Source organism: Candidatus Pelagibacter sp. PS_31, from assembly GCF_059417865.1.
On sequence record NZ_CM182069.1, the window covers coordinates 892,487 to 905,129 of the forward strand.

Here is a 12,643-nt window from a genome sequence, read left to right on the forward strand (position 1 = left end):
TTAAAATTAAATATTCTCGCGACAAATTCGACAAGTAAAACATTAAAATACTTACGCTATTAGCTGTTTATGATTAATTTTAGCACTCATAACAATTGCAAATCCAATCATGGTTGCAAGCATTGAAGACCCTCCATATGACATAATTGGCAGTGGAGACCCAACGATAGGCAGTAAACCTAAAACCATTGACATATTTACTGTTACATAAAAAAATATTGCAGACCCATAGCCGTAGCAAAAAAGTTTAGCGAAATAACTCCTCGAGATTGCACCAATTCTTAATACTCTATAAATAATGATTATATAAATTAACAATAAAACTAGGGAACCTAAAAAACCATGCTCCTCAGCAAATAAAGTGAAAATGAAATCTGTATGTTTTTCTGGTAAAAATTCTAAATAACTTTGAGTTCCTTTTAAAAAACCTTTACCAGTTAAACCTCCAGATCCAACTGCTATTTTAGATTGAATAATTTGGTAACCTGCACCTAGAGGATCCCTATCTGGATTAAGAAAAGTCAAAATTCTAAGCTTTTGATAAGGCTTTAAAAAAGCAATGGCAAAAGGCATTGAAATTAATAAAGTTATAAATGAATAAACAAAATATTTAATATTAATTCCTGCAAGCCATATGACAACTAATCCACTTAAAGCAATTAAAATTGAAGTTCCCAAATCAGGTTGAGTAATAACAAGCATGATTGGTAAAATTAAAATTACCAAAGTAACAAACATAACTTGAAAACTATTAATTTTATTCAATTGTATACGGTGATAATATTTAGCAAGGCATAATATTATTGCAATTTTCATTAATTCAGATGGTTGTAAATTAATAAAATATAAATTAATCCATCTTTGTGATCCTGAAGCTTTAATGCCATATAAAGAAGCCCAGACTAGAAAAAATAAAACTACAATATAAAAAAAGTAAGCAAAGTAATGCCAAAATTTAATATTAAAAAATGACATAAAAATCATCATTGTGAAAAAAATTAAAAATTTTGAAATATGACTTTTACTATGAAATAAGATTTGCCCCCCATCTGTTGAGAACATGGACAAAGCACTAATTAACCCAAGCAATAAAATACAAATTAACAAAATGTAATCAAAATTTCTTAATTTTTGAAAAAAAGTGGTTTGTGTACTAAATGAGTTGTATTGCATTTATATTTTTAAATCATTTTGTTTAGTTTGTTTCTCTCTTAGCTCATGTCTATCTACAATTAATTTAAATAGTTTTTTTGCAATCGGTGCAGCGGTCGAGCTTCCTGATCCACCATGCTCTATAACAATACTTAATGCGTATCTTGGATTCTTATATGGACCAAAAGCTATGTATAAAGCGTGATCCCTCTCATTATATGGAATTTCAGAAGTACTTAAATCAAGTTCTCTTGCAGCTTCAGTTATTCTTTTAACCTGTGATGTTCCTGTCTTCCCAGCAAATTGGTATTTGGGATCTTCGATACGTGAATTATAAGAAGTCCCTCTGACCTCATTTGTAGATGCAAACATCGCTTCACGAACTAAGTTTATATTTTTAGAACTTTTAAATAAAGTTTCATGTTCTTTTTTATCTAAAAACTCTAAAAGTTCTTCTGTTGTATCTTTTAATCCACTGTCTTTTTTATTTAATTGTTTTTTGTTTTTATTCATTATGAATCTAATTTCTTCTGCAGTTTTACTATCCTCGTCTACTGTTATTTTTGGATAAATCTTAAATCCTCCATTTGCAAGCTGAGCTGTCATTTGACATAATTGTAGAGGTGTTGTTTGAGTATAACCCTGTCCAATACCTGTGATTAATGTTTCACCTATAACCCAACCTTTTCCTAAATTATTTTTTTTCCATTTAGTGTCAGGAATTAACCCTTTTTTCTCAATACTAAATGTTTCATTTAAAACTTTTTCACCAAGGCCAAATTTTATAGATGTTTCTTTTAATCGATCTACACCAAGTTTTCTCGCAATTTCATAAAAATATGTATCACAAGACTGTTTCATTGCGCTCTTTAAATCTACAATGCCATGTCCTTTTTTTTTCCAACAATGATAAGTTTGTCCATACATTTCAATTTTTCCTGTACAGTTAACTTTGAAATTTTCATCAATAATTTTATTTTCTAGTGCTGATAAAGCTACCATTGGTTTGAATGTTGAGCCTGGTGAATACAAACCAGATAAAGTTTTATTAACTAATGGTTTTAATGGATTATTTCTAATTAACTGCCAATCATCTTGATTAATTCCAAAAAGAAATAGATTAGGGTCAAATGATGGTGAAGATTGCATAGCAACTATTTCACCCGTATAAATATCCATTACACTTATTGAGCCAGCTACACCTTTTAAAAGCTCATTACAAAACTTTTGAATTTCTGTATCTACTGTCAGTTTAATTGTTTTGCCATTTAATCCATCGGTATGATCAAGTTGGCTAATTCTTTTTCCATAGGCATTAACTTCATACCTTTGGATACCATTCGTACCAATTAATTCATCTTCAAAAGTTTTTTCTAAACCATTTTTTCCTACTTTGAGTCCTGGTACATGTGTGCTTCTTATAATTTCATTATTTAGAATATCTTTTTCACTTGCTTCACTAACATAGCCCAAAACATGTGTATAACTTTCATTAAAGGGATAGTTTCGTGATACAGATAGAACTGGTTTGACTCCTACTAAATCGTGTAAGTAATAATTTATTTTTGTAAACTGCTCCCATGTTAAATTTTTAGAAATGATTATAGTTTCCCAAGGTTTTTGTTTATTTTTTTGGTCTATTATTTTTTTAAAATCACTATTAGTGATTGATAAAATATCTTTTAACCTTACCATCAAATATTTAAAGTTTTCTACTTCCTCTGGAATTACGTGCAATTGATACACTTTTAAATTTCCAGCAATAATATTTCCAAAATAATCTAAAAACTCACCTCTAATTGGAGGTAATCTCCACTCACGTAACCTATTTTTGTCAGATAGAGTTAAATATTTTTTATTCTCTGTAATTTGTAATGAAAATAATCGAGTAATTATTCCAGTAAATACAACTAACTTGGCAACACCAATAATGAACATTCTTCTATTAATAGTGTGAACTTTTTTTACACCAAAATCTTCACCCAGCATTATTATTTCTCACTACATAATTTTCAAAAAAATTAAATAAATTTGAAAATAAAAAATAAAACAAAAAAGTGAATGCAATATTTATTATTTGTTCAAAATAATTTAACTCATAATTAAAAATAAATTTTAAAGATAAAAACAATAATGAATTTATAATTAAAATTGTTAAAAGAAAAAATATACCATCTTTTAGTAAACTTGGTCTTAAAGTAATATTTCTAAGATAGGATGCTGCTCCACAAAGTATTAAATACATTAAACTGCTTAATCCAATTGGAGTTCCTATCACAACATCGTTAAACAAACCTGCAATAAAAATATAGGTATATCCTAAACTTTCAGTTTTTTTTAGACTGTAGTAAAAAATTAAAATATATGAAAAATTAAATGAAAAATATTTTAAACCCAAATAATTAAAATCATAATCATTTAAAACAGATACGAAAAGTATAATTAAGGGTACTTTTAATAATATTATTCTAATAAAATTTTTATTTCTTAACTCTGTCATTTGTTCTCATTTTTTTTAAATGAAACAACTTTTACAAATCTTAATTGAGAAAAATCTGAAAAAAAATCTACTTTTTTTTCATCACTCAAGTTATTAATATTCATTCTTCCTATAGGTATTCCAGCCTTGAATAAACTGCCTGCTCCCGAAGTGTAAATAACGGACTCATTTTTGATATCCTCATATTTTTTGCTATACTGAATTATCCCATAATCTTTACCCGTCCCTGAAAGTATAGAAAATACTGTGTTCGGTTCTACTATGACTGGAATTTTACTATTCAAATCTGAAAGTAATAATACCCTAGATGATGAATAGTTAACCTCAACAATTTTTCCAACAAGATATTCACCATCTATTACAACCATTCCAAGGTTTATTTTATGTTTACTGCCTTTGTTAATGATGATTGATCTTAAGTATGGACTACTTTTATCACTTAAAACTTTAGCAATTATAGTGTCTGATTTAACCAAATAATCATCAACAATATTTTTTAACCTTTGGTTTTCTGAAATTATAAATTTATTTAATAAATCTTTGGCTTTTAAAATTTCTAGTTCAGACTTAATTTTTTCATTTTCCTTATAAAATTTTTGGTAATTTTGGATTGTAAGATAACTATCTTTTAATAAATTTTCTGGCACAGAAACTATAAAAGACGATCTATAAACTACTTCCTTAATGCCTATTTTTACATAGTTTATAATTTTAAAATTAAAACTGCCCAAAATTAAAAAAACTATAGAAAAAAATATTAAACTTAATAATGAGAATCTTTGCTGTGTTCCTTTTTTTAAAAAAGCAGATCTTAATGCAATTATAAAATCATCTCTGCTTGTTTCCATTATTTCTAATACTCAGATAACATAGTAGAGAATGTTTCTTCTTGATCTAGCGCTTTTCCTGTCCCAATTGCAACACATGCTAACGGATCATCTGCTATAAAAACTGGCAATCCAGTTTCTTTTGAGAATCTTTTATCAATATTTTTTAATAAAGCCCCACCGCCTGTTAAAGTTAAACCCATATCCACTAAATCAGCTGATAATTCAGGAGGAGTATTTTCAAGAGCATCTTTTATCCCATTCACCATTTCTTTTAAAATATCATTTAAAGCTTCTGCTGTATCTTCTTCAGTAATATTTACTTCTTTAGGTGTTCCTGATCTTAAATCTCTACCTTTAACAGCATAAGTATTGCTGTTCGATGGTATAGCTGTACCAATTTCTTTTTTTATTTTTTCAGCAGTACTATCTCCAATCATTAAGTTGTATTCTTTTCTCATATAATTAACTAAAGCTGTATCCATTGCATCTCCAGCTACTCTTAATGACTTAGAATAAACAAGACCTCCCAGTGACATAACAGCTATTTCCGTAGTACCTCCACCAATATCAACAACCATTGATCCTGTTGCTTCTGAGATTGGAAGACCTGCACCAATTGCTGCAGCGATAGGTTCCTCAATTAATTGTACTCTTCTTGCACCTGCTGCTAACGCACTATCTTGAATAGCTTTTCTTTCAACTGGTGTTGACCCTGTTGGAACGCAGATCAAAATTCTTGGGTTTGCAAAAGTTTTATTTTTGTGAACTTTTTTTATAAAATGTTTAATCATTTCCTCGGTAACTATAAAGTCTGCAATCACTCCGTCTCTCAAAGGTCTAATAGCACTAATGTTACCAGGTGTTCTTCCAAGCATCGTCTTTGCTTCATCACCTACAGCTAACACAGTTTTTTTTCCCATATTCTCAGCAATGGCTACTACAGAGGGTTCATTTAAAACTACTCCTTGTCCTTTTAAAACAACAAGTGTATTAGCGGTTCCAAGATCAATCGCCATATCTTGACTCCAAACGTTAGTTATACTTTTAAACCAATTAGCCATCTTATATTCCCTTCACTTTCTGAGTTTCATGCTCCATTGGAACAGTTTTTTTTCTTTTAATAATCATTTTATTTAAAGCACTTAAATAAGCATTAGCTGACGCTACTAATGTGTCAGTATCAGCAGCTTGTCCAACTGTAGTTTTGCCTTCTTCTTCAATTCTAACACTTACTGTAGCTTGAGCGTCTGTTCCCTCAGTAACCGCATGTACTTGATAAAGTTGTAATTTAACGTCGTGTGGATATAAAACTTTTATACATTTAAAAATAGCATCTACAGGACCATCACCTGTTTCTGATGTTGATTTTACTTCTCCATAAACGTCAAGTGTCATTTCTGCTTTTTGAGGCTCACCTGTTCCTGCAAAAACTTTTAAAGACTTTAAATTTATTGCATTAATTTTATTGTCTGAAATTAAACTATCATCAACTAAGGCCATAATATCATCATCATAAACATGTTTTTTCTTGTCAGCTAAAACTTTAAATTTACCAAAAGCAGATTGGATTACGTCATCAGTTACATCTGCATAACCAAGATCATTTAACTTTTCTTTAAAAGCATGTCGCCCCGAATGTTTACCCATTACTAATGAAGTTTTCTTAACCCCCACACTCTCTGGTGTCATAATTTCATAAGTTTCTCTATTTTTAAGCATTCCATCTTGATGAATACCTGCTTCATGAGCAAAAGCATTTTTTCCAACAATTGCCTTATTAAATTGAACTGGAAACGTTGCATTAGAGACAACTTTTGAAGCTTTGCTTAATAATTCAGTTTTAATTCCTGTTGTAAAAGGCATTAAATCATTTCTTGTTCTTATCGCCATTACAATTTCTTCAAGTGCAGCATTACCTGCTCTTTCTCCAATACCATTAATTGTACATTCAACTTGTCTTGCACCAGCCTGAACTCCAGCCAAAGAATTTGCAACAGCTAATCCTAAATCGTTATGACAGTGAACAGATAAAATAGCTTTATCTATATTTGGAACTTTGTTTTTTAAAGTTGTGATAATTTTAGTAAATTCTGATGGAATTGTATAACCAACAGTGTCAGGAATATTTATTGTTTTGGCTCCACTGCTGATTGCTGTCTCAACTATCTTACACATAAAATCCATGTCTGTTCTAGTTCCATCTTCACAAGACCACTCAACATCATCTGTTAAATTTCTTGCATAAGTTACACTTTCTTTTATTGCATCCAAAACTTGTTCTGGAGTTTTATTTAATTTGTGCTTCATGTGTAATGGACTTGTGGAAATAAAAGTATGAATTCTAAATCTTGGGGAAGCTTTTAATGCTTCATGACATGCATCTATATCCTTTTTGCTAGCTCTTGATAATCCACATGGAATAGAATTTTTTAGAATTTTACTTATTGCAGTTACAGCCTCAAAGTCACCAGGGGATGCAATTGGAAAACCGGCTTCAATTACATCTATGCCTAATTCATCAAAAATTCTTGCAATTTGAATTTTTTCTTCAATACTCATTGATGCACCAGGTGACTGCTCACCATCTCGCATCGTAGTATCAAATATAAAAACTTTATCTTTGTCGCTCATAGCCAATAATTATAGAAAAATCATAATACAATCTATAATAGATATTGCAAAATATTTATAAAATTTCAAGAATTTATGATCAATTTAGGTCACTCGAACATTAATTATAAATGGACCCAATTTTAGAAATAAGCAGCCATAATTCTCCTAAAAAGGAACGATTATTTATGCTAAATAACCCCTCATCTTTTCCGATATTTTTTTTATTTATTTTTTCTGTATAGGGATAATCTTTATAGTACTTATTACAACTCTTTCCAAAAAAATCAGACAATTTATTTTTTGTATGAGCTCTTTCTATACAATTTGGCTTAGCATGATCTGATTTAATAACTATCATGGAGTTATTGATTCAATTGAGTGTTTGAAGAAGAGCCAAAAATAAGCAAGAGAAAATCCAATATACCTCAGAAATATTATTGGCTAGCTACTGGTTTTATATTGATCGTGATCTATGGACGTATGTAATAATTAATATATAAACATTAAAATAAATTATTTTAAAAATGAAAAAAAAAAAGTTTATGTCGGTTTATCCGCAGATATTTTACATGAGGGACACATCAATATACTTAAAATAGCAAATTCATACGGTGATGTAATAGTTGGGTTATTAACAGATGAAGCTATTGCATCGTATAAAGGTATTCCTTATCTAAATTTTAAACAGCGAAGTGTTGTTCTTGAGAATATAAAGTATGTGAATCAAATTATTCCTCAAAAAACACTAGATTATGTTTATAATCTTAACCTTATCAAGCCCAATTATGTAGTTCATGGAGATGACTGGAAAACAGGTATTCAAAAAAAAACAAGAGATGGAGTACTTAAAGCATTGAAAAAATGGTCTGGTAAATTAATAGAACCAAAATATACAAAAAATATTTCATCAACGATAATTAAAAATAAAATATCAGAAGTTCTTTCTCCAGAAAACCGAGTATCAAGATTAAAAAGACTAATTAATTCTAAAGATATAGTAAGAATTCTTGAATCTCATAATTCTCTTACAGGTTTGATTATTGAGAATGTTTCAGTAATAAAAAAAAATAAAAAAAATGAATTTGATGGGATGTGGTCATCAAGCCTAACTGACTCTGCGACTAAAGGTAAACCTGATAATTCATCTGTAGATTTTTCTACAAGACTATCCTCATTAAACAACATGATGGAAGTTACGTCTAAACTATTAGTTTTTGATGCCGATAATGGTGGTCAGTTAGAACACCTTCCTTTTTTAGTAAGATCTTTAGAAAGATTAGGAGCCTCTGCGGTAATTATGGAAGATAAAATTGGTCTAAAGAAAAATTCATTATTTAAAAACCAAAGAGATACAAAACAGGATAAACCAGAACTTTTTGCTAAAAAAATTAAACAAATCTGTAAATCTAGAAAAAATAATGATTTTATGGTGATAGCAAGAATTGAAAGTTTTATAGTTGGTAAGGGCTTGAAAGATGCCCTAAAAAGAGCTGAGGTATACTCCAAAGCAGGTGCTGATGCCATTTTAATTCATAGTAAAGAAAAAACTCCAGCTGAAATATTTTCATTCGCAAGAGAATTTAGAAAAAGTAAAAATTTTATACCCCTAGTGTCTGTACCCTCAACATATTCTAAGGTTTATGAAAAAGATTTAATTAGAAATGGCTTTAAACTTGTTATTTATGCAAACCAGTTGTTAAGAGCTGCTTATCCCGCCATGCAATTTACAGCAAGAAAAATTCTTGAAAATAGCAGAGCTTTTGAAATAGAAAAAAAAATAATTCCAATCAAAGAAATTATCAATTTAATTAAAAATGATTAAAGTTAATTCTTTAATTAGCTTACTTAATAAAAATAATGTTAATTTTTTTACAGGTGTTCCTGATAGTGTTTTAAAAGAACTTTCATATCGTCTACAAAGTAAAACCAAGAAAGATCATATTATTGCTACAAATGAGGGGTCTGCTGTTTCATTGGGTATCGGCCATTATCTTTCAACAAAAAATATGCCGTGCATTTATATGCAAAATTCTGGTCTGTCTAATGCTTTAAACCCATTAATTTCCATTGCACATGAAAAAGTTTACTCAATACCTCTTATTCTTATTATTGGCTGGAGAGGGTCACCTAGAGTTAATGATGAACCACAACATAATGTAAAAGGTAAAATTACTGAAAGTATTTTAAAACTTTTGAATATCAAATATACTATTGTTAGATCCAGTGTGGATTTAAAAAAATTTGATAAGCAAATTAAAATAGCAAAAAGAAATAATTGTATTGTTGCATGTTTAATTGAACAAGGAACACTAGAAAAAATTAAAAGAAAAAATAAAAAAAAAGACTTTTACAATCTAAATAAGGAATTTTTCTTAAAAACTTTATTACAAACATTAAAAAAAAATACAAAAATTATCTCAAGTACAGGATACAATTCTAGAGAACTAATGTATTTAAGAGATAAATATCAAATTAAGAATAGTAGCGATTTCTATATGGTTGGTGGAATGGGTCATGCAGCTTCTGTTGCATTAGGCTATTCTTTATCTAGTAAAAAAAAGACTGTTTGTATTGATGGTGATGGATCTATTTTAATGCATCTTGGTGCTATTAAAACTGCTGGAACTTTTGCTAATAAAAATTTCAAATATATTTTACTTAATAACAATTCTCACGATTCTGTAGGAGGTCAAAATACACACGCAAATGATATAAATTTTGAAAAATTGTCGAAAAGCCTAGGGTTTAAAAAATTTTATTCTATCAAAAATGATAAAAATTTAAAAAAAGATATTAAGAATTTTTTACGTGGAAATAGTTTAGGTTTTTTAGAGGTTAAAGTTTCTAATAGTAAAATTAAAAAACTACCTAGACCAACTGATCTAATCAAGATCAAAAAATTATTTATGAAATAAATGATTAATTCTACTGAAGATATAAAAAAGTTTATCAATGACACTAGTTTTAGAAAGATCTTTGTTTTGTGTGGTAAAAAATCTTTTGTTACATCTGGTGCAGAAATTTTTTTTAAAGAATTGTTAAATAACAAAGAAACTAAATTATTTTATAAAAATTCAGAGCTACCAATTTTAGAAGAATTAATTGATATTATAAATGCAATTAAAGATTTTAAACCCAATTTGATATTGGCAGTAGGTGGTGGTGCGGTCATAGACTACGCTAAAATTGCTAACGTTGTAGACGTCAGAGATGATCTTGCTGATTTAATTGTTAACTACAGCTATCCATTTAAAAAGAGGTATACGAAATTAGCTGTATTACCAACTACAGCTGGATCTGGTGCTGAAGTTACTTCTAATGCTGTTATTTATGTGGATGGTATTAAGCATTCTTTTGAGAGTGAAATTTTATTACCTGATAATTTTTTTTTAATACCAGAGTTTTTAATGTCAGCACCAAATAAAATAAAAGCATCAGCTGGTTTTGATGCTATTGCACAAGCTTTAGAGTCATTAGTTTCTAAAAAATCAAACGATCAAAGTGTAGAATATGCTTCAAAATCTTTAAGAATTTCTGTAAATAGCTATATTTCATTTTTAAATGAACCTAATCTAAAAAATGCCACTGAAATGAGTATAGCTTCTAATTTAGCTGGAAAAGCAATTAGTATATCCAAAACTACTGTTCCACATGCTACATCTTATCCGTTTACTTCTTTATTTAATATAAGTCACGGCCATGCTGTGGGATTATTTTTTGAAAAGTTTTTTAAATTTAATTATGAAAACGTGCAAAGATCAGAAACTTCATTTGATCTTAAACAAAGATTTGATTTAATATTTAATTTGTTAGATGTAAAAAATATTAATAATTTTAGTTCAAAAATAATATCAATTAAAAAACAAGCCAAATTGGAAGATGATCTACAAAAACTTAATATAGATATAAAACAAAGCTCTGAAGAAATAATCAAAGGCATAAATTTATTAAGACTTGGTAATAATCCAGTCAAAATTGATGCTAAAGACATTTACAATATTATTTCCAAAACAACTTAAATAAAATTTACTTTTAAACGTTAGGAAGTATTTATTTGGATTTCGATTTTTTATTTAAATAATTTGCTGCAAAAAATGCAGAATTACCAATGTTTGATAAATATTCTTTAGCAAATATATCAACTTTTTGATCAAATATATTTTTTTTTATTATTAGTTGCTTGCATAATTGTGGTAAATTTTTTAAATCATTAGCATTAATTATATTACCAAATGTTGATTTAAATTCTTCTTCAATAGTAGATATATTAATTTTATCTTTATCAATATTATGTACTTTTCTTTTATGGTCTACATATATAACAGGTCGTTTAAAAACAAACATATATTCAAAAACTATGTTTGAGTTATCAGTTATAATAATTTCAGATTTTTCTAATGAATTTAAATTATTAGAGTTTTTATCTAAAATAAAATTTTGATTAGTTGAAAATAAATTTTTAATTTTATTAATTGTTTTGATGGATCTTTTATAATGTTCGGGGTGTGGTCTTAGTGTTATTTTAAAATCTTCCGATAATAGATACGATATAATATCAATACTATAATCATCAAATAGATTTTCTTTATTATAATTCCAAGATGGTGCAAATAAAATATGTTTAGATTCTTTTAAGTTTAAATTTGCTTTTGCTATTAGATTATCTAAAAATATATATCCTGAATTAATGATTTCTTTTTTAGGAAAGCCAGATTTTATTTCTGTTAATTTTAGTTCTTTAGACTGATATGCTCCATTAGCTAAGACTATATCATAATTTTTAAAAGCTTGATTAGTGTATTGTTGATGAGTGCTACCCATTGAATGAAAAATATATACGTAATATTTACATAATTTAGATTTATGAAAATGATTACCCAAGTCTGTAAGTGTCATAATCATAAATTTACAATTTAGAGTTTTAAAAAAGTAAGTTAATATAAAAAAATTACCTATATATATGCATTTTATTTCATTTTTAAAATATTTTAAATCATATTTGTCTGATGTAATAAGAACTATATTATTTTGATTTATTTTTTTTAAATTTAAAATTAAATCAAAATAATAATTTCTATAAAATCTGGACTCACTATAAAAAACGAATTCTTTTTCTTCTTTACTGAGTTTAATAAATTTTATTAACCCTATTAATGATTCTATAAAATTTTTTAACACTTGTATTATTTAGTTTAATTATTTTGCTTAGACATTCTCAAATTAAAAATATTATCTTTAAAGTTATTAATTATGCAATTTATAAAAATTTCTTGATATATATTTTTATTTTTTATCCTCTTTAGTGTCTTCATTAATATTTTTTTTGTCTAATCTAAAAATTTTTTTAATAAATATTTTAAAATTCATCCACCATAGAGAAACGGTAACAGCTGCTCCAGCAATAAATGCTAAAATTGCTTGCAAAATAATACTTCCAGTTCCTGGATCTAAATAAGCATTTGCATTTGATATGCTACAAAATAGATATACAAAGATTAAAGTTAATACTCTACAATTTATCATAATTTATCTTTAATGCTTTTTTTTG

General features: G+C 27.8%; 12 protein-coding genes. 3 read left to right on the plus strand and 9 right to left on the minus strand.

The window, feature by feature from the left end:
- Window positions 1-51: 51 nt before the first annotated feature.
- The 7 genes from rodA to AC5SLN_RS04835 form a co-directional block, all read right to left on the minus strand.
- On the minus strand, window positions 52-1,173 hold the full coding sequence (gene rodA, locus AC5SLN_RS04805; protein ID WP_494592998.1) for a rod shape-determining protein RodA: 1,122 nt from the start codon (window positions 1,171-1,173) through the stop codon (window positions 52-54).
- Window positions 1,174-3,141, minus strand: coding sequence for a penicillin-binding protein 2 (gene mrdA, locus AC5SLN_RS04810; RefSeq protein WP_494593000.1), 1,968 nt, complete (start codon window positions 3,139-3,141; stop codon window positions 1,174-1,176).
- Window positions 3,131-3,652 (minus strand): rod shape-determining protein MreD, encoded by a 522-nt coding sequence (locus AC5SLN_RS04815; protein ID WP_494593002.1) that lies wholly within the window; start codon window positions 3,650-3,652, stop codon window positions 3,131-3,133. Before AC5SLN_RS04815 ends, mrdA begins: the two co-directional genes overlap by 11 nt.
- The gene (mreC, locus tag AC5SLN_RS04820; RefSeq protein WP_494593003.1) at window positions 3,649-4,500 is read right to left on the minus strand and encodes a rod shape-determining protein MreC; all 852 of its coding nucleotides are present in this window, start codon (window positions 4,498-4,500) and stop codon (window positions 3,649-3,651) included. Before mreC ends, AC5SLN_RS04815 begins: the two co-directional genes overlap by 4 nt.
- 5 nt (window positions 4,501-4,505) lie before the next feature.
- Window positions 4,506-5,543: a rod shape-determining protein gene (locus AC5SLN_RS04825; RefSeq protein ID WP_494576495.1), complete on the minus strand. Its 1,038-nt coding sequence runs from the start codon at window positions 5,541-5,543 to the stop codon at window positions 4,506-4,508.
- 1 nt (window position 5,544) lies between these two features.
- Window positions 5,545-7,113: a 2-isopropylmalate synthase gene (locus AC5SLN_RS04830; RefSeq protein ID WP_494593005.1), complete on the minus strand. Its 1,569-nt coding sequence runs from the start codon at window positions 7,111-7,113 to the stop codon at window positions 5,545-5,547.
- Between the two features lie 100 nt (window positions 7,114-7,213).
- Window positions 7,214-7,453, minus strand: coding sequence for a hypothetical protein (locus AC5SLN_RS04835; protein ID WP_494593007.1), 240 nt, complete (start codon window positions 7,451-7,453; stop codon window positions 7,214-7,216).
- A 150-nt stretch (window positions 7,454-7,603) separates the two neighbouring features.
- Between AC5SLN_RS04835 and aepX the strand changes: the two genes are divergently transcribed.
- The 3 genes from aepX to AC5SLN_RS04850 are packed head-to-tail and all read left to right on the plus strand — an operon-like array spanning window position 7,604 to window position 11,114.
- On the plus strand, window positions 7,604-8,917 hold the full coding sequence (gene aepX / locus AC5SLN_RS04840) for a phosphoenolpyruvate mutase (RefSeq protein WP_494594199.1): 1,314 nt from the start codon (window positions 7,604-7,606) through the stop codon (window positions 8,915-8,917).
- Complete coding sequence (gene aepY / locus AC5SLN_RS04845; protein ID WP_494593008.1) at window positions 8,910-10,010, plus strand: phosphonopyruvate decarboxylase; 1,101 nt, start codon at window positions 8,910-8,912, stop codon at window positions 10,008-10,010. Before aepX ends, aepY begins: the two co-directional genes overlap by 8 nt.
- Complete coding sequence (locus AC5SLN_RS04850) at window positions 10,011-11,114, plus strand: iron-containing alcohol dehydrogenase (RefSeq protein WP_494593009.1); 1,104 nt, start codon at window positions 10,011-10,013, stop codon at window positions 11,112-11,114.
- A 31-nt stretch (window positions 11,115-11,145) separates the two neighbouring features.
- Here AC5SLN_RS04850 and AC5SLN_RS04855 read toward each other — a convergent pair whose 3' ends face one another.
- A complete protein-coding gene (locus AC5SLN_RS04855) occupies window positions 11,146-11,997 on the minus strand; it encodes a CDP-glycerol glycerophosphotransferase family protein (RefSeq protein ID WP_494593011.1) in 852 nt (283 codons plus the stop codon).
- 381 nt (window positions 11,998-12,378) lie between these two features.
- Window positions 12,379-12,618 (minus strand): hypothetical protein, encoded by a 240-nt coding sequence (locus AC5SLN_RS04860; RefSeq protein ID WP_494593013.1) that lies wholly within the window; start codon window positions 12,616-12,618, stop codon window positions 12,379-12,381.
- Between the last annotated feature and the right edge of the window lie 25 nt (window positions 12,619-12,643).

Excerpts from the sequence above, each read along its gene's own strand:
- rodA (WP_494592998.1), bottom strand. The coding sequence starts at position 1,173 with ATGCAATACAACTCATTTAGTACACAAACCACTTTTTTTCAAAAATTA.
- mrdA (WP_494593000.1), bottom strand. The coding sequence starts at position 3,141 with ATGCTGGGTGAAGATTTTGGTGTAAAAAAAGTTCACACTATTAATAGA.
- AC5SLN_RS04815 (WP_494593002.1), bottom strand. The coding sequence starts at position 3,652 with ATGACAGAGTTAAGAAATAAAAATTTTATTAGAATAATATTATTAAAA.
- mreC (WP_494593003.1), bottom strand. The coding sequence starts at position 4,500 with ATGGAAACAAGCAGAGATGATTTTATAATTGCATTAAGATCTGCTTTT.
- AC5SLN_RS04825 (WP_494576495.1), bottom strand. The coding sequence starts at position 5,543 with ATGGCTAATTGGTTTAAAAGTATAACTAACGTTTGGAGTCAAGATATG.
- AC5SLN_RS04830 (WP_494593005.1), bottom strand. The coding sequence starts at position 7,113 with ATGAGCGACAAAGATAAAGTTTTTATATTTGATACTACGATGCGAGAT.
- AC5SLN_RS04835 (WP_494593007.1), bottom strand. The coding sequence starts at position 7,453 with ATGATAGTTATTAAATCAGATCATGCTAAGCCAAATTGTATAGAAAGA.
- aepY (WP_494593008.1), top strand. The coding sequence starts at position 8,910 with ATGATTAAAGTTAATTCTTTAATTAGCTTACTTAATAAAAATAATGTT.
- AC5SLN_RS04850 (WP_494593009.1), top strand. The coding sequence starts at position 10,011 with ATGATTAATTCTACTGAAGATATAAAAAAGTTTATCAATGACACTAGT.
- AC5SLN_RS04855 (WP_494593011.1), bottom strand. The coding sequence starts at position 11,997 with ATGATTATGACACTTACAGACTTGGGTAATCATTTTCATAAATCTAAA.
- AC5SLN_RS04860 (WP_494593013.1), bottom strand. The coding sequence starts at position 12,618 with ATGATAAATTGTAGAGTATTAACTTTAATCTTTGTATATCTATTTTGT.